General features: G+C 48.4%; 16 protein-coding genes. 3 read left to right on the forward strand and 13 right to left on the reverse strand.

Annotated elements, in window-relative coordinates; translation table 11 throughout:
• Positions 1-19: 19 nt before the first annotated feature.
• Positions 20-1,390, reverse strand: coding sequence for a germination protein YpeB (gene ypeB, locus BM056_RS14620; protein ID WP_092472176.1), 1,371 nt, complete (start codon positions 1,388-1,390; stop codon positions 20-22).
• Positions 1,391-1,447: 57 nt separating this feature from the next.
• Positions 1,448-2,131 carry a spore cortex-lytic enzyme gene (gene sleB / locus BM056_RS14625; protein WP_435050968.1) on the reverse strand — a complete coding sequence of 228 codons (684 nt, stop codon included), beginning with the start codon at positions 2,129-2,131 and terminating at the stop codon, positions 1,448-1,450.
• Between the two features lie 386 nt (positions 2,132-2,517).
• Here sleB and BM056_RS14630 point away from each other — a divergent pair, with 386 nt between their 5' ends.
• Positions 2,518-2,781 (forward strand): hypothetical protein, encoded by a 264-nt coding sequence (locus tag BM056_RS14630; RefSeq protein ID WP_238456472.1) that lies wholly within the window; start codon positions 2,518-2,520, stop codon positions 2,779-2,781.
• A 138-nt stretch (positions 2,782-2,919) separates the two neighbouring features.
• Here BM056_RS14630 and BM056_RS14635 read toward each other — a convergent pair whose 3' ends face one another.
• The 5 genes from BM056_RS14635 to BM056_RS14655 all read right to left on the reverse strand — a co-directional run bounded on the left by BM056_RS14635 (position 2,920) and on the right by BM056_RS14655 (position 7,320).
• A complete protein-coding gene (locus BM056_RS14635; protein WP_092472177.1) occupies positions 2,920-4,347 on the reverse strand; it encodes a cobyrinic acid a,c-diamide synthase CobB in 1,428 nt (475 codons plus the stop codon).
• 168 nt (positions 4,348-4,515) lie between these two features.
• Complete coding sequence (locus BM056_RS14640) at positions 4,516-4,833, reverse strand: TusE/DsrC/DsvC family sulfur relay protein (protein ID WP_092472178.1); 318 nt, start codon at positions 4,831-4,833, stop codon at positions 4,516-4,518.
• 39 nt (positions 4,834-4,872) lie between these two features.
• Positions 4,873-6,255, reverse strand: a complete 1,383-nt coding sequence (locus BM056_RS14645) for a (Fe-S)-binding protein (RefSeq protein WP_092472179.1) — start codon at positions 6,253-6,255, stop codon at positions 4,873-4,875.
• 3 nt (positions 6,256-6,258) lie between these two features.
• The gene (locus BM056_RS14650) at positions 6,259-7,080 is read right to left on the reverse strand and encodes a respiratory nitrate reductase subunit gamma (protein ID WP_092472180.1); all 822 of its coding nucleotides are present in this window, start codon (positions 7,078-7,080) and stop codon (positions 6,259-6,261) included.
• A gap of 51 nt (positions 7,081-7,131) precedes the next feature.
• The gene (locus BM056_RS14655) at positions 7,132-7,320 is read right to left on the reverse strand and encodes a ferredoxin family protein (protein WP_092472181.1); all 189 of its coding nucleotides are present in this window, start codon (positions 7,318-7,320) and stop codon (positions 7,132-7,134) included.
• 554 nt (positions 7,321-7,874) lie between these two features.
• Here BM056_RS14655 and BM056_RS14660 point away from each other — a divergent pair.
• Both BM056_RS14660 and BM056_RS14665 read left to right on the forward strand, forming a co-directional pair.
• Positions 7,875-8,117 (forward strand): FmdB family zinc ribbon protein, encoded by a 243-nt coding sequence (locus BM056_RS14660; protein WP_092472182.1) that lies wholly within the window; start codon positions 7,875-7,877, stop codon positions 8,115-8,117.
• A 47-nt stretch (positions 8,118-8,164) separates the two neighbouring features.
• Positions 8,165-9,322, forward strand: coding sequence for a DVU0298 family protein (locus BM056_RS14665; RefSeq protein ID WP_092472183.1), 1,158 nt, complete (start codon positions 8,165-8,167; stop codon positions 9,320-9,322).
• 143 nt (positions 9,323-9,465) lie between these two features.
• Here BM056_RS14665 and BM056_RS14670 read toward each other — a convergent pair whose 3' ends face one another.
• From BM056_RS14670 to BM056_RS14695, 6 genes are all read right to left on the reverse strand, one after another.
• Entirely contained in the window at positions 9,466-10,089 is a 624-nt protein-coding gene (locus BM056_RS14670) for a YkgJ family cysteine cluster protein (protein WP_092472184.1), read from the reverse strand.
• Positions 10,082-10,711 carry a tetratricopeptide repeat protein gene (locus BM056_RS14675; RefSeq protein WP_092472185.1) on the reverse strand — a complete coding sequence of 210 codons (630 nt, stop codon included), beginning with the start codon at positions 10,709-10,711 and terminating at the stop codon, positions 10,082-10,084. Before BM056_RS14675 ends, BM056_RS14670 begins: the two co-directional genes overlap by 8 nt.
• 160 nt (positions 10,712-10,871) lie before the next feature.
• Positions 10,872-11,168, reverse strand: a complete 297-nt coding sequence (locus tag BM056_RS14680) for a dissimilatory sulfite reductase D family protein (RefSeq protein ID WP_238456473.1) — start codon at positions 11,166-11,168, stop codon at positions 10,872-10,874.
• A gap of 20 nt (positions 11,169-11,188) precedes the next feature.
• Positions 11,189-12,376, reverse strand: a complete 1,188-nt coding sequence (gene dsrB, locus BM056_RS14685) for a dissimilatory-type sulfite reductase subunit beta (protein ID WP_092472186.1) — start codon at positions 12,374-12,376, stop codon at positions 11,189-11,191.
• A gap of 19 nt (positions 12,377-12,395) precedes the next feature.
• Positions 12,396-13,814, reverse strand: a complete 1,419-nt coding sequence (gene dsrA / locus BM056_RS14690) for a dissimilatory-type sulfite reductase subunit alpha (RefSeq protein ID WP_092472187.1) — start codon at positions 13,812-13,814, stop codon at positions 12,396-12,398.
• A gap of 782 nt (positions 13,815-14,596) precedes the next feature.
• Positions 14,597-16,075, reverse strand: a complete 1,479-nt coding sequence (locus BM056_RS14695) for an alanine/glycine:cation symporter family protein (protein WP_092472308.1) — start codon at positions 16,073-16,075, stop codon at positions 14,597-14,599.
• Positions 16,076-16,181 lie beyond the last annotated feature (106 nt).

Here is a 16,181-nt window from a genome sequence, read left to right on the forward strand (position 1 = left end):
TGACCCCGGTTATCCACCCCTACATTGTCAGTATGCCGTTATTTGTATCGAGAAGCCGTAACACCTTTTCTTCTTGGCCGTCAACGGCATTGATATATACCAGGTAGGTATCTTCCCCGAGTGTGCCTTTAAACTCCCAGGTAAGCTTTTCCTTGTCTACATCCAGTGGGATCAGCGCCAGACGCCCGCTGCCCTGCACTTTTAGACTGTCACTGACAAGTTTTCGCGCCTGGGCTTCGGTTAACTTGGACCGGGGCAGCTGCCGTTTATGGTGCGACATGAGATACCCTCTTGCATCCATGCCCACAATTTGGCCGTTATCAAGGGCCACGGTTACTTTTATCAGGTCGGGATAGATAATAACTCCCTCCTGGTTTAGTGCAAAATTAAAGGTTGCCGTATTATCATTAATCTGGTAATAGCTAGGTTTAAGGTTGTTATAGCCGTGGCTTTGCAGATAAGCCAGAGCCCTTGATCTGGCCTTGTCGATAGTCCAGGTGGAATTATTAATGTTTCGCGGGTTTAGCATCCAGATCAGATGGCCTCCCTTTTTGGAGACATCCGCGACCACCGGTTCGCCGACAACCTTACCATTATTGCGCCGTGCTATTTCCACTCGATACGCGGGTATATTACTCTCCACGGTCCCTGTGACCTGGGCAACAAGATTTGCGCCGCCTTTATTGTCATAATGATTAAGAGCTATTGACCTGGCCCGCTCCTGCTTGACCTCTTGCCCTGTAACTCCCCTGGCGCCGGCCAGTTCCATATGGTCTGAAAAAGGCCCGTCATAAATTAGAGTCGGATATCCATACATTTGTTGGTCAATGGTTTGAAAGTTAGGGCCGGCAAGCTTGGCTCCTTCCCGGGCCAGGCTGCGGGAACCGTTAATAGCCAGTTCACTAAAGGTATATTTGCCGTCCATGATGCCGGCGTGAATTGTCCCTAGTTCTTTGTTTAGGCTGGATGCCTGGTTATACAGGTTATTCAGCGTTCCTATTTGGTCGGCGGTGACGGACTTACCCCCGGCCACTTGCTGAGAAAGCATGTGGGAGTAATCACCAAGCTGGGTAATAAATTTTACCGTACGCCCCAGAAGTTCATCACCAACGGGTAGCTGGGTCAGATTATCCATAGCCTGATTGCTTTCCGCCCAGATTTGGTCAAACAATTGCTGGTTATTGCCCACCCCGGCCGAAACAAGGCTTTTGCCCAGCAGAACTTCTGTATTTTGGACATGGTAGGCCGCATTGTAAAAAGCCCTTTGGTAATTGTTAGCCAGCGCAGTTTGCAGTATTTTTCTGGATTGGTTTTGCTGGAAGCCCCAGTATCCCAGACCAAACGCTGCAATAGCTGCAATACCAAGTATTGCCGTCCACTTTTTAATCATCCCGAAGCCGCCCCCTTAAACTATACCGTAAAAGTACCATAAAAAGTTATCATCCATTTATCTGGCAAAGACATGCCGGCCAATTGTGGTAATAACCCGCCGGCTCCAGATCCATGGACTCACATCCTTTGAAGGATTCCAGAAAAACGTAGCCCCTCCGGAGGGGTCCGACCCCGCCATAGCCTCTCTGGCCGCCCTAAGAGAATCCTTAGTTAATGGACGGTTTACCTGGCCGTTGGCAACCGACTCAAAAGCCCTGGGCTGAAAGATTACTCCGGCAATGGTATCAGGAAAGGCGGAGCTTCTCACCCTGTTTAGGATTACCGCTCCTACTGCAACTTTACCGAAATAAGCTTCATCTGACGCTTCGCCTTCAATTACCCTGGCTAAAAGCGCTATATCCCGCGATTCTTCAACAAACCCCCTGTCGGCAACTGTGCTGTCAGACTTAGTGGCAAGTTTGTCGGCGGTATCACTATAACCCAATGCCGACCATGTTGAGGGGCCAACCACCCCGTCGGCCCGTAGGCCGTTTTTCCTTTGGAAATCAGTAACGGCCTTGTAGGTTGAAGAGCCGTAGGTTCCATCTGCCAAGCCCTTATAGTAGCCCCATTGCCTTAGTTTTTGCTGCAGCGCGTAGACGTCATTGCCGCTGCTGCCCCAAAAGAGCGTTTTCTTTTGGGCGTAAGCCTTACCATCGTTAAGCGTGACCATGAATGTTGTTAGAACCAGTAGCGCCATTAATAGCAAAGGCAACATCCTGGTGATGATTTTCCGTTTATACAAGCATCGGCACCCCCAGAATTTTTTTTAATAGTTTCTCATAAAAAAACAAAACCTATGTGCCAAGGAAAACATTTTGTATAGAGGCAAGGATTTACAACGTGGAGCAAGAATATATTCAGGAGACAGTAGTCAGGAGTCAGAATAAGAGAACGGCAAAAAGCCTATTAAACTTGGGGTATTGGTGAGCTTACTACTGAATACCTATTACTGAATTCTGGCAACCTGACTGATTCAAAAGTCAGAATAGGAGACGGTTTATCGCCTCGTAGTATTTTAGATTTTTTCTCCTGACTTCTGACTCCTGAATTCTGACTACTTCTTTAAGGGAGGCTTGTATTCCTTTGATCAACAATATTGACGTGGATGGCTTTGTCAGAGAGAGACAGGATGAAATCATGCAGCTTGTTAATTCGGCTTTAAACCGGGCCGGTGATATCGTCAAAGAAAAAGTTTCTTCCGGCGAGGTGGAAGCGACAATTCAGGATGTGCTTCCGTTACTGCTTTACGAGGTGCTTGTAACTAATACTGTATCCACACTGCGCCTTGTGGCGGAAATGATTGATTTTAAGCAGGCCGGCACTGGCAACAACAGGGTAGGCCATTAAATAGGAGTGAATTGGGTGAATATCAAAACCTTGGCATTTTTGGCATTTCTAGCGGTTGGTGGAGCGGCAGCCTTTATGTACGGGGCCTTTTACGAGTACCGCAAAAAAAATCGCCGGTAATCTCCGCACCGGCAATTGCTAAACCCATCCGGAGTTGCGCTCCGCTCCGGCTGCCACCAGTTTTTCCGCCCACCCCGGAGTGGCAATCGAATGCAGGTGGGTATAACAGGCAAGTACATTTTTATATATCAGACCATCGTGTTTTCCGTCCAAGCCAAAACCTCTGGTAACCTTAAAGGCAAATTGCACCTTGTCCCGTTCCAGGTTTTCCACCTTTGAATGGTGAAATTCGTGTCCCCTTAAATGCTCCCCTTCATTAAAATATAGATTGCTGTTTTCCACATCCAGGGAAATATACCCGTGTCCCTGAGGCTTGTCCGTCACGCTGACGTCAAAGGGTAGTATTCCTGTCATTTCGTGCTCTTTACCGTTCCATTTCAATTTCCTGCCCAGGTACATCAGCCCGCCGCACTCTGCATAGACAGGCAGACCGTTTTCGACCATCTCCCGCAAATCCTTTTTTAAACTTACGTTGGCAGCCAAATCTGAAGCAAACATTTCGGGGAAACCACCTCCGATGTAAGCCGCGTCAACCTCGGGCATGCATTCGTCCCGGATAGCGTTTACCGGCACAAGCTCCGCCCCCGCGGCAGCCAAAGCTTCAAGGTTTTCCGGATAATAAAAGGTAAACGCCCGGTCTAAAAAAACCGCCACCCTGGCACTGGGACGTTCCGGCTTTAATGCAGCCAATCCCTGTCTGTTCAATACGGGGGCGCTAAGCAGTGGTTGGTTTACCTCAAATGATTCGGCTTTTCGGGCAATATTGATGATGGAATGCAGATCCAGGTATTCCCCCGCTGTTCCCCCGGCGTCTTCCACAGCAGCTGCCAGATCATCACTCTCTGCGGCTGGAATCAGGCCCAGGTGACGATCGGGAATGTTAAACTGTTTACCCTTGGGGATAACCCCCAGCACGGGTATCCCACAGTATCGTTCTATGGCCGCGCGAAGCATTTGCTCATGGCGCGGGCGGCGGGCTACTTTGTTTAAAATGACTCCTGCAACGTTAATTTCAGGGTCAAAATGCATGTAGCCGGAAACCATGGCCGCCACGCTGCGGGTCATTCTGGTGGTGTCAACCACCAGCAGCACCGGCGCTCCGATAGCCTTGGCGATTTCCGCCGTGCTGCCACTGCCTTCAAGATCTACGCCGTCGTAAAGGCCCATAGCTCCCTCCACTACAGCTATATCGGCATCCAGGGCGCTGCGGGCGAAGGAGGCGCGGATGGCTTGGCGATCCATCAGAAAACTGTCCAGGTTCCGGCAGGGGCGTCCGGTAATCCTGGTCATCCAGCTGGGGTCAATAAAGTCAGGACCTTTTTTATATGGTTGTACGCAGTAGCCGGCTGCTTTCAAAGCTGACAGCAGCCCTATCGTAGCGGTTGTCTTGCCCGACCGCCCGTGCGGGGCCGCCACCACCAGCCGGGGTATATTGCATATATGCATCTTCATTCACCGCCTTTCTTTTCGTTACTTGTATGCCATAAAAATAACAGGCACGGTGGTCCCGGCGCATTGCAAGCGCCGGGCATTCCCTGTGCCTGAATTTTAACAGATTTATTCAACTACTTGCAACTCATCCCTCATCCAGTAAGGAATCAGTTACCGGCAGCGTTACACACAACCGGTAGGCTTGGGCAAACCGGCAAGTTTACAAGCTCCCTTGGCCGGCCCGGAAGGGAAAAGATCATAGATATATTTCAAACTACAGCCCGTTTCCTTGCACAATTTACGAACCATAGGCGCAATGTGATACTGCTTGAAATAATCCCGCAGGTAGTTAATTATCTTCCAGTGGTCGTCAGTTAGTTCGATAATGCCTTCGGAGGCTGCAAGCGCCCTGGCAACATCCTCGTTCCAAAGGTCGGGAACGATCATGAAGCCGTCTTCATCAAATTCTATTTCTACGCCATTGATAATTATACCGGGCATGCTTAACTCCACCTCCATCCACCGGCTAACAAAAAACCATTACTTCCAAACCAGCGCCTTGCCGACCAGGTCGATCAAGCCTTTAACTTCCACACCCAGCTCATGCTCTTCCACCATCGGGTACAGCTGGGCCTTGCAGATGGAGCACGGAGCGCAAAGGATGCCGTCACCGTTTTTGCCCACTCCGGTGGCGCGTACCTGATCCGCCTTCTTCTGGCTGAGCTGAATACGGCGCTGGTACATTTCCGGATCGTCGAACAGAATTGCCGAGCCGCCGCCGCAGCAGAAGTTATCCATGCCGTTGGGGTACATTTCCCTGAAATCTGATACCGACGCACGCATCAAAACGCGCATATTTTCGTTCAAGCCGCAGGCCCGAACGTAGTTACAGGGATCATGCAGTGTAACCGGCTTGGAGTTTTTAGAGGGATCGAGTTTCAGTTCGTTCTTACGAATCATGTCCGCAACTTCATCATGAATATGGGTAATGGGCCAGCGAATCGGCCTGTCAGCCAGAGACGGTATATACATCTTGGCCGCCCGCCAGCCGTGACCGCACTCGCCCCATACAATCTTTTTGATGCCCAGGTCCTGGGCCGCATTGAGCAAGCGCATTACGTTGCCGCGCTGAGTCCAGTACTGGTCAAACAGCAGTCCGAAGTTGCCGGCCTCGGTAACGGTACTGGGAATGGTCCAGTTCGCTCCGATATAGGTAAAGTACATTCCCGCGCCCATCAGGGTATACGGGTTCAGCAGGAAGTCGGCCGAGGAGGGAATATACATAATGTCGGAATCGGGCTTGTCAACGGGGAACTCCACTTCCACGCCGAATTCGTCCATAATTTCCTCGGACATGAATTCCAGGGTGTCCACAATACCGGGTTTGGGCAGATTGGTGTGGTTGCCAACCCTCTCCATGGCGGCGCCCACACTGGCATGCAGCTTGGGTGTAATACCCAGCCAGTGCAATAGCTGGCGGCCGATAAAGGTTACCTCACAGGTATCGATACCGAACGGACAGACGTGTGCGCACCGGCGGCACTGGCTGCACTGGTAAAAGTATGAATACCACTGTTCGATAATATCAAGGCTGATATCCTCGGCTCCCACTAGTTTGCCGAACCAGCGTCCCTCAAGGGTAAAATACCGCTTGTAGATTTTACGGATCAGTTCAGCCCTGTTGGTTGGTATGTTGTTGGGGTCCCTGGTGCCAAGATAGGTGTGGCAGTTTTCTGCACACTGCCCGCACTTGGTACAGGACTCCATCGCCATCACAAAGGAACGGAATTTTTTCCGGATCTGATCCAAAAATTCAATCGCTTTTTCCGGTTTAAGTTCATCCGCCACGGGCTCAATGTGGATTTTCCGCATTTCTTCCACCGATGCCCGGACAGGCTGCACCATACCATTATATTCTGGCATAACTTACACCCCCTCTTCTGCGGCATCCGAAGGCACTCCAAGACCGGCCGTACGGGCCGCCGCCACGTCGATGTTGGGTAAACCGGGGGCGGGATCTTTGTAGACCCGGTTGACAATATACCGTTCGGCAAACATGCCGAACAGGTGCATCAGCTTGCTGAACGGGAACACAATCAACAAAATCTGCACCAGCAGGAAGTGGATCAGGAAAAACGTACTTTCCATGATCTCCATGTTTACCACGGGCTGGAACAGCGCCAGCGCCACGATATAATCGCGCACCACTTCGTATTCAACATGGAATTCATGAAACAAGCGCATGATATTACCCACGCCCACCAAGACCAGCAGGTAAATCAGCCACAAGTTGTCGCTGGGTTTGGTTACCAGTCTGACCGCCTGAATAGCGTAACGCCTGTAAAGCAAGTAAAGTAAAGCAACAAAAAGTAAAATGCCAAAGACGGTACCAAGCAGGTCCGACATTTCTCTACTCAATTCCGGGCTAATACCCAGGCCCGGGATCAGTGCAAACTGTTCACCTAAAAAACCGAAACCAACAATGTGCCCGCCAAGAATATTCAGCAGGGCCAAGTGCATCAAGATGGCTCCGACCCACAAGGCCTTGTCAAACCGGAACAGGTTACGGAATAAGAAAGCTTCCGAACCTATTCTAACGGCAACTTGACCATTGTTCTGCAACCAGGGCGACAGGGTGATATTATGGATTATGCGCGCCCCGGCCCAGCGGCCTAAACGGTAAAGTATTCCCAGGGTAAACAGCGTAACGGTAATGTACGGAAGTATTTGTCCAATTAATAATTTCACTCGCACACCTCCCTCGGAGCATAAGCCCTGAGCCAACAAGTTAGTTAACTATTAAGACTCTTCAACTTTCACTGCGCCGCTGGGGCATACGGACATGCAAGTTTCGCAACCCAGGCAGTCATCCAGTTCGCCGGTCACCTGAGCCTTGCCGTCCACCATTTCTAAAATGGAAGCCGGACAGTTGTCGGCGCATTCGCCGCAACCTTCACAGGTGTCCTGGTTAATGGTCACCACGTACATTATGTTCACCTCCTTAATACAATTGGCTTTACTTCTTCCAGCAGGCAACCCGTCGCACAAGATATCTCCTCCCCGGACAGGATTGCACGGCTGATAAAATACGGTTAAACCGTATAAATCCCCTATACCATATTCGTTATCTGCGAAATTATTCCTTCAGGAAAAGCATAACAAACACTGTTTTTTTTCAGAATTACGCTAAAAGTCGTTGTTTTTAAAGCAATTTTTAATATTCTAGACAAAAAGACCACCGTTCCGGTAGTCCGGAAATGGGGCCGTTATTTGTAGATTAGCATGTCATTTATTAACCTGTCAACGATCACAATATGCCAAAGTGAAACGGGGACACACCTTTAAATTACTTCAGTACGGTTTGACGCACCTGTTGGCGTACTGATATAATAAGGAAAGGGGACACACCTCCTCTTTAGGGTAATGCTTTGGGGTCGGAGGTATGTCCCCTGCGTATGAAAGGGAATACACTCCCTTAGAGAAATGTCTCCAACGTATGAATGTTCCCAATGTCTATATAAATACATGAGGAAGTGAAGGACATGCCTATTTTTGAATTCCGTTGTCTTAAATGCGGTAAGATTTACGAAAAACTCTTTATTATTGGGTCCCGTGAAGAGGTTGATATTAAGTGTCCCGAGTGCGGCTCGGAATCTTCTGAACGCGTACTCAGCAAAACCAATTACGCTATGGGGCAGGGGGGCGGCGGCAAGCCCAAGGTAACCACCAAATCCTGCGGTTCCGGCAACAGCTGCACCTCATTTGAAATTCCGGGCCCGGAATAAACCGGAATAAAGAAGAGCTATCCTAATTTGAAGGGCGCGTAAAACCAATGCAAATTTTTAATTCCAGCACAGGACAGCAATTTGTTGGCAGGGATAGCAGGGTTAAGCCCCGTTGTCCTTTCTGCGGACTCCCCATTGACAGGCCGCAGGAGCAGGAGGTGCACAGACCGGTTGAAATGCCGATAGGCTCCTGCTCCTGCGGCGCGGTATATGCCTATGACGCCACGGGCCATAACCTGGGGGCGGCCTTCTCCGAAGCACTTGTTTTCGCTTGCAACATGGACTGGGATCTGGCCTGGAACCTGCTGCCCGAAGAGGATTACCTGGAAGCCCTGGTAGAAAATTATGATCTTGAAAGCAACTACATTATTCCCGTAGGCTCGTTCGAAGGCAGACGCATTTCCGGGGCGCTTTATTTTATCAGACTTCATAACGATATCAGGGAAGCAACAGGTGAAGCGGTACAAAGAAGAGTGGACAAAGCCAGGCAGGTGGAGGCCAAGCCGGAGCCTGTCGCCAGGGGTTATACTAAAAAAAGTTTTACCAAGAAGGATGTTGAAAAGTGGGTGGCAGATTACCAGCTGGAAACCATTATTGAGATAGCGAACCGGGATAAACGAATTCTGCGGGATTTGCAGCGTTTGCTTTACTCGGTGGACGAATTAACCAGGCTCAAGGCAGCCAGCGCTCTAGGCAAGGCATCAAGAGTGGTTGTCGAAAAAGACCCGGGAGCTGTATCCGACCTGCTGCAAAAAATTTTTACTTCTGTTTCGGGTGCCGATTATGGCTCCTCCAACTGGGGGGCTATTGATGCTATCGGTGAGATAATTGGTAATTCACCTGAATTATTTGCCGGGTATGTCCCCACCCTGTACCAGTTTATGAATGACCCGGAACTGCGGCCAAGGGTACTGTGGTCCATGGCTAGAATTGCAGAAGCAAAACCGGACCTGATTCAAAAATCCCTGGGTTATTTTACCGGTTTCCTTCAGGCAGCCGAACCTGAAACAAGAGGTTACGCCGCCTGGCTGACGGGTAAATTGCTGACATCAAAATCAGTGCCTGGAACAAAAGAAGCAAGAGAGGCACTAAAGCGTATGACTGAAGATGATAATCCAGTACTCATTTACCAGGATGGAAATACCCATGTAAGAACTATCGGTGAGCTGGCAACAGTAGCACTTGAACAATATTCAGAAAAGTAACTACTACACAGAATTTAGCATAAGAAAAAACTAATCGGCTCATCTTATTCTGACTCCTGAATTCTGACTCCTGACTCCTACACAATAACCAAGGCACTCTTTTTTCTCCTGAAAGCAAAACGGGAAAATAAGAGTGCCTTTATCTATTTTAAAATTTCCTTCCGGGGAGTTGCAATGGACCTGGCCATGCTAACCAATAGCCCGGCCTTATCCAAATCCGACTCTCCCGCCCTTTCCAGAAGCTCTTTGGACAGCTCAAACAGCTCTTTGTAAATTTTATCCAAATCAAAAGCCGGGTAGGATTTACCTTTTTCAAAGCCGGCCTTCCAGCAAGCGTGAATCTTGCCGTTAATAATTGTCGGGATGCCGTATACCCGGCAGGTAACAGGCCGGTGGGCATAAATAGAACACTTGTGGTGATCATTCAGCAATGGACATTTAATCCGCTGCGTAGCCATGATTTCATTTATTTTTTCCGTATCGTCACCGCAATCACGGATTTTTTCCTGCATTGCCGTCAGTGATTTTTCAAAGTCCGCCAACCTTGCGGTTATTTCCTTTTGAGCAGGTTCATCGAGCTCATGGAACCGGTAGTTCAGGTAGGCAGATTCAATGGGAAACAGCCCGAAAACCGCATTACAGCAGTCGGAGCACTGAACTGCACATTTCACGCAGTCACCGTAGCTCTGCTGCATTTCATTAAAAGATTGTTCCGCCTGAGCCGCCAGCTGTTCGTATTTCTCGAAAATATCTTTTAGTTTATCCATTTTTACGATATTGCTCCAGTTCTTTGATAAATTCGGGATGAGGTTTAAAACCCAATTCAACAGCCTTGTCGAGATGTGTCAGAGCCTTTGACAAATCTTCTTTTAGATAATAGGCATAAGCAAGATTATTATACGCCAACGCGAAATCGGGCGCTAATTCAACCAGCTTATGTCCGGTTGCTATGGCTTTGTCCAGGTCGCCCTTTTGCAAGTAGGCGTTTAACAGATTGCTCCAGGCCTGGGCAATTTCGGGGTTTAATTCGATGGATTTTTCCAGCGCTGTAATCGCCTCGTCTGTTTTGGCCAGCTGCAGATAAGCAAACCCCAGGTTGGCGTAGCCTCGGGCATATCTTGGTTCTATTTCCACCGCTTTTTGATTGGCCTCGATTACTTTTTCCATATCCCCCAGCTTAAAGTAAATATAGCCCAAGTTTACGCAGGCTTCAAACATTCTGCCGCTGTTGTTGATCGCCTCTTCAAAAAGCCCGATGGCCTCATTAAATTTACCCTGCTGCATCAAAGCCACTCCCAGGTTGTATTGGGCATTGGCGCACTCGGGGTTCTCATTGAGCATGTCTATTTGTTCCTTGATAAATTTAGTGGATTCCTGCGGGGTTTTCATAGCATCTGCCTTTCGTATTGTAGTATTCAGGAGTCAGGAGTCAGAATTCAGAATATTAAAAGACAACAACCCAATCTCTTATCTTTTCTCCTGACTACTGACTCCTAAACAAAGAGAGGCTGCCGTCCTTAGGGCAGCAACCTCTCCATAGTCACACGGTTTATTCCGGATCTTCGGTCATGCCTCTTCCCTTTAATCCGTACATCGTGCTGCTGCCGGTGGAGAAGTAGATCATTGTTCCGTCGTTGATTAAAGCTGTGCAGGCTTTTTTAATTTCTCTCATTTTGGCGTCGGGCATAACTTTTTGGACGGCTTTTTCTATATCTTTAAAGTAAAACTTGGTTTTTTTGCTGGACTCGGCAAATTCAACGATAATCTTTTTCATTTCGTCCATATTAGCATCTCCTTTTAAATACAGGGACAGCCCTGCGGTAATTACTGGCAGGTCTGTCCCCATATTTTAATTCTCAGATAAGATTATTCTATCCCGCCAACTAATTTTGATACATTCCACGCTGCATCGGTATATTTAAACTGAGTGCTGGTGCGCCAGGTGTCGTAGGCCAGGCGGTAGTCGTCAATAAGGTGCTCAGTGAATTCCAGGCCGGTTTTTTCGAAGAATTTTTCCCAGCCGATACGCTCGGCCCAGTCGCCCAGACGTTCGTATTTATTGGCATCCTGCGCGTAAGCGTTGAAGATCTTCTTAACGTTTTCGACCACTTCCGGGAACCTCGGGAAGTTGTTCGGCAGCCAGGGCACAACAACTTTGGAGAACTTGGGCATACTGATCCGGTTGGAAATCTTACCACCGGCCAGGATGGTTACGCCGTCACCCTCTTTATCGGAAAGAGGCAGCGCCTGGCACATGGTGTAGCAGTTACCGCAGAACATGCAGCGTTCCTGCTTGATCTTAACCGTCTTTCCGCCTTCCGGTGTCTTGTCCGGAGAAATGGCGCCCAGCGGGCAGGCAGCGATAGCCAGCGGAATTTCACAGACCTTGTCAATAACCTCGTGGTCAATAATGGGGGGCTTGCGGTGGTAGCCCAGCAGGGCGATGTCCGAGCAGTGCACGGCACCGCACATGTTCAGGCAGCAAGCCATGGAAATTCTAACCTTGGCGGGCAGGTTCATGCCCTGGAATTCTTCAAACAGCGCGTCCGAAACGGCCTTAACCATTGAAGAGGCGTCGGTTGCCGGAGTATGGCAGTGGATATAACCCTGGGTGTGCACGATATTGGTTAAACCAGCGCCTGTCCCGCCGATGGGGAACTTATAGCTGCCGCCGGCGAAAGTACGGCCTTGCAGGTCTTTTTTCAGGGCATCCAGTTTGGCTTCACTGTCAACCAGAAACTCAATGTTGTTCCGGGTGGTGAATCGAACAAAGCCGTCACAGTACTTGTCGGCGATATCACAAATTTCACGAACGTGCTGCACGGTCATGAAACGGGCAGCGCCGCACCTTACTGTAAATACTTTTTCTCCTGTTTCAGAAACGTGTGCTAATACACCCGGCTCCAAGACATCATGATAAGCCCATTTGCCATAGTTATTTTGGATGACAGGAGGGAAATACTGCCAGAAATGTCTGGGGCCCAGGTCTGTGAGCCTGTTTTTTTGCGGGTCCTTGGGATCGTATTTACCGAGTCTTTCTAAAGATAAAGCCATTACACAAACCTCCTATCCCTTATCTCTTATGTCTGGTCCGATATTCTTTAATATCACGCTGCCAACCGCCGGGTACGTCTTCTTCCTTCCATAATACGTACGGGTTTTCACGCGGGGCCTTGACCATATACGGTGCAGCCGGCAGTTCGACTGCTTCCAAGAACTTAGGCATGCCAACGCGCTGCATCAGTTCGCCCAGACGCTCGCGGTTTCTGCCTTCTTCCATCCAGAATTCCCATACTTTTTCAATGAATTCTTTAATGTTGTCGTACGGGGCTTCGGTTTTCATAAAAGGTATCATCAAAGTAGCCATTTGGGCGCCATCCAGAATGGGTGCTTTTGCTCCCAACAGAATGCTTACGCCGGTGTCTGTACCCGGCTTTAAAGCCCTGGGCATGGTGTTGATGCAGTGCATGCAGCGAACACACTCGGCGTTATCGATTGTCAGTACATCGTCTTCATACTTCATGCATTTGGAAGGGCACAGATCGATAACTTCTTTTTGAATGTCAAATTTACCCCAGTCTCTTCCGGCATGAGCGCCGGCGTTGGGGATAAAGTCTCCGGCAATGTAACCTTTTACCGCATCCTGGTCGATACGGATATCGTCTTTCCAGGTGCCGATGAAGGACATATCGGAACGGGCGATGGAAGCAACGCAGCCGTTAGGGCAACCATCGAATTTAAACTTGAACTTGTAGGGGAAAGCCGGGCGGTGCAGTTCATCCTGATAGTATTGGGTCAATTCATAGCTCAGAGCCTGAGTATCAAAGCAGGCGAATTCGCAACGAGCCTTGCCGATACAGCAGGAGGGTGTACGCAGGTTGGAGCCGGAACCGCCGATATCCACACCCATCTCGTGAGTCAGCTCGAAGAAGACCGGCTCTAATTGTTCGGTGGTTGTTCCCAGCAGAACCAGGTCACCGGTGGAGCCGTGCAGGTTCATCATGCCGCTGCCCCTGTATTCCCACATATCGCATACGGACCTCAGGAAATTTGAATCATAAAATTTACTGGCTGGCTGGTTAACACGAATGGTATGGAAGTGAGCAATAGAAGGATATTTTTCCGGCAGGTCGGAATAACGTCCGATAACGCCGCCGCCATAACCAAACACACCTACGATACCGCCGTGTTTCCAGTGGGTTTCACCTTCGTCAAAAGATACCTGGAGCTGGCCAAGCATATCTTCAATACCGTCACGGTCAATTAACATCCTGTCATCGGCAAGTTTCCGCCTATGCAGGGCACCTTGTTTGGCGTCAGAAACAAAGCTGGGCCACGGGCCTTTTTCTAGTTCTTCCAAATCGGGAATATCATGTTTAATTTTAAAGTTTTTCAGTTCTTCTTCTGTATAATTGTTTAGTTCTGCGTCGGAGTAAATACGCATCTCGGCGTATTTTATTTCCTTTTGTTCGTCTTTAGGTTCAAAAGCCAACTGCAATACCTCCTTTGGTTAAGTACAAGTTATAGACCAAAGATTTCCGTTAACGGGTAGTTTACCTAACTCCACCCCCTTCCGAAATTTAATAGTTCTTAAAAACTCATATTGATACAACCGGAGTTAGTCAATTGTCAATTAACCCCGTTGTAATTCCGCACCCACAGCTATACCATGAGTGATCATGTAACCAACCTATGAGTTAATTAGATTACATTTTAATTAAGTGAATACCTACTGTAGGGCACCAACCACATGGACACGAAAAACTCAGCGCCGTTACTCGCCTTTGAGACGTCCCGGGCCAAGAACCATCGCGCTCTCCTGTTGGGGGCATGTTTCCGGACCTATGGTTATAACCCCAAGGAGAGATGTTTCCCCTTTCCTATTTGCCGTATACGTATGCTATTCGTTACAATTCGCATTATTCCTTCCCGTATTATTATTTTTTGTGGGATTTGGCACAAAAAAATTAGGACTAATGCAAAGCCTGTCTTATTTATTTTAACCAATTAGTTCGAAACAGTCTACAGGTGATAGATGGCATAATTCGTGAACTTTTTTTATTGTTAATCTCGTTAACCGCCGCTAAGACTCCCGCCTCTATATGCGGAAGTTAAGCGGCGATAAACTCGAAATAAGTGCGACTAAGGTTCAGGTGGGGTCAAAACCCCACCTGAACCAAGTCTTCTTTATTAACCAATAATGTACAAAAAAAGAAGATCCTTAAATTAATCATGGATCTTGAAATGAAATAATCCAATAACTCTTATTCCTTGTTAGCCCGTTATAGTTTTTGATTGGCCCGGTCCGGCAGTTTCATGGTATTGATATTCTTTCTCCCAGAAATCAGCATCGGCAATGCCCAGCTTCACCGGGTCGAATACGGGATCTTTTCCTTCTTTTTTCTGAGTCTCATAATCTTTTAATACTTTTAAGGCTGGTTTGGTGAGCAGCAAAATGGCGATAATGTTCAACCAGGCCATGCTTCCTACCCCAATGTCGCCCAAGGTCCAGGCAAATCCCGCTGTTTTCACTGTGCCGTAGTAGACAACGCCCAATATCGCAATTTTTAAGGCATACTCCGACCAAACCCGTCTTGTTTTTTGGTTGATATAGGCAAGATTTGTTTCAGCCATATAGTAGTAGGCCATAATTGTGGTAAAAGCGAAAAATAGGAGAGCAATGGCCACAAAGGGGGCGCCGAAGCCCGGTATCACCGATTCAACCGCTTGCTGCGTATAAACCGGACCGGGATCGACATTAGCCAGGTTGGTGACAATAGGTGCTGCTCCCTCCGGTGTTACATTATACATACCTGTGATCAAGATCATAAATGCAGTTGCGGAACAAACAAATAAGGTATCGATATAGACGGAAAAGGCCTGAACCAGACCTTGTTTAGCGGGGTGCGATACTTCTGCGGCCGAAGCGGCATGAGGCGCGGTGCCTTGCCCAGCTTCGTTTGAATAAATGCCCCGCTTAACGCCCCAAGAGATTGCCGAACCAAGAATCCCGCCAAAGGCGGCATTGGTACCAAATGCGCTGGAAAAGATCAGGGAAAGCACACCGGGCAATTGAGAGATATTGGAAAGTACAATATATAAGGCAACTAAAATATAACCCAGGGCCATAAACGGCACAACAATCTGGGCAACGCCGGCAATTCTCTTTACCCCACCGAAAATAATAGCTCCAAGAAAAACAACCAGTACAATCCCGGTAACAACAGGGTTTACCCCAAATGCATTATCGATTCCGGCAGCAATACTGTTCGCCTGCACGCCCGGTAAAAACACACCTGTTGCCAGCACGGTAACAATCGAAAATAATACGGCATACCACTTTAATTTTAAACCTTTTTCAATGTAATAGGCCGGACCGCCACGAAACTGACCGTCCAGTTTGACTTTATACACTTGCCCAAGAGCCGCTTCAACAAATGCAGAGCCGGCTCCCAAGAATGCGATAAGCCACATCCAGAAGACAGCTCCCGGTCCTCCAAACGCAATCGCAGTAGCCACACCGGCAATGTTACCTGTCCCCACCCTGCCGGATAAAGCTATGGTTAATGCCTGGAAAGAAGATACCCCGGCTGCGGAGCTTCTGCCTTGAAACATTAACTTTACCATTTCCTTTAAGTGTCTGACCTGGAGTAAGCGGGTAGCAACGGTATAAAACAATCCTGTTCCCAGGCAAAGATAAACCAGCGCCGGACTCCAAATAACCCCATTCAACCAGTTAACAAATGCATCCAAAATAATTCCCCCTTGCGTCAATCTTTTTTGTTTAAACGCTATTTCTTTTTTCATCAAATGGGCTGCACCAATAAACCACCCCCTGCAGTTTCTTCCTTTCATAAAC

The sequence above is a fragment of the Desulfotruncus arcticus DSM 17038 genome, from assembly GCF_900113335.1.
GTDB classification, from domain to species: Bacteria; Bacillota; Desulfotomaculia; order Desulfotomaculales; family Desulfallaceae; genus Desulfotruncus; species Desulfotruncus arcticus.

What these genes read in the sequence shown, in the direction of transcription:
- BM056_RS14680 (WP_238456473.1), bottom strand. Translation starts at nt 11,168, where the DNA reads ATGGGGACAGACCTGCCAGTAATTACCGCAGGGCTGTCCCTGTATTTA.
- BM056_RS14660 (WP_092472182.1), top strand. Translation starts at nt 7,875, where the DNA reads ATGCCTATTTTTGAATTCCGTTGTCTTAAATGCGGTAAGATTTACGAA.
- ypeB (WP_092472176.1), bottom strand. Translation starts at nt 1,390, where the DNA reads ATGATTAAAAAGTGGACGGCAATACTTGGTATTGCAGCTATTGCAGCG.
- BM056_RS14635 (WP_092472177.1), bottom strand. Translation starts at nt 4,347, where the DNA reads ATGCATATATGCAATATACCCCGGCTGGTGGTGGCGGCCCCGCACGGG.
- BM056_RS14640 (WP_092472178.1), bottom strand. Translation starts at nt 4,833, where the DNA reads ATGCCCGGTATAATTATCAATGGCGTAGAAATAGAATTTGATGAAGAC.
- BM056_RS14665 (WP_092472183.1), top strand. Translation starts at nt 8,165, where the DNA reads ATGCAAATTTTTAATTCCAGCACAGGACAGCAATTTGTTGGCAGGGAT.
- BM056_RS14645 (WP_092472179.1), bottom strand. Translation starts at nt 6,255, where the DNA reads ATGCCAGAATATAATGGTATGGTGCAGCCTGTCCGGGCATCGGTGGAA.
- sleB (WP_435050968.1), bottom strand. Translation starts at nt 2,131, where the DNA reads ATGGCGCTACTGGTTCTAACAACATTCATGGTCACGCTTAACGATGGT.
- dsrB (WP_092472186.1), bottom strand. Translation starts at nt 12,376, where the DNA reads ATGGCTTTATCTTTAGAAAGACTCGGTAAATACGATCCCAAGGACCCG.
- BM056_RS14670 (WP_092472184.1), bottom strand. Translation starts at nt 10,089, where the DNA reads ATGGATAAACTAAAAGATATTTTCGAGAAATACGAACAGCTGGCGGCT.
- BM056_RS14675 (WP_092472185.1), bottom strand. Translation starts at nt 10,711, where the DNA reads ATGAAAACCCCGCAGGAATCCACTAAATTTATCAAGGAACAAATAGAC.
- BM056_RS14655 (WP_092472181.1), bottom strand. Translation starts at nt 7,320, where the DNA reads ATGTACGTGGTGACCATTAACCAGGACACCTGTGAAGGTTGCGGCGAA.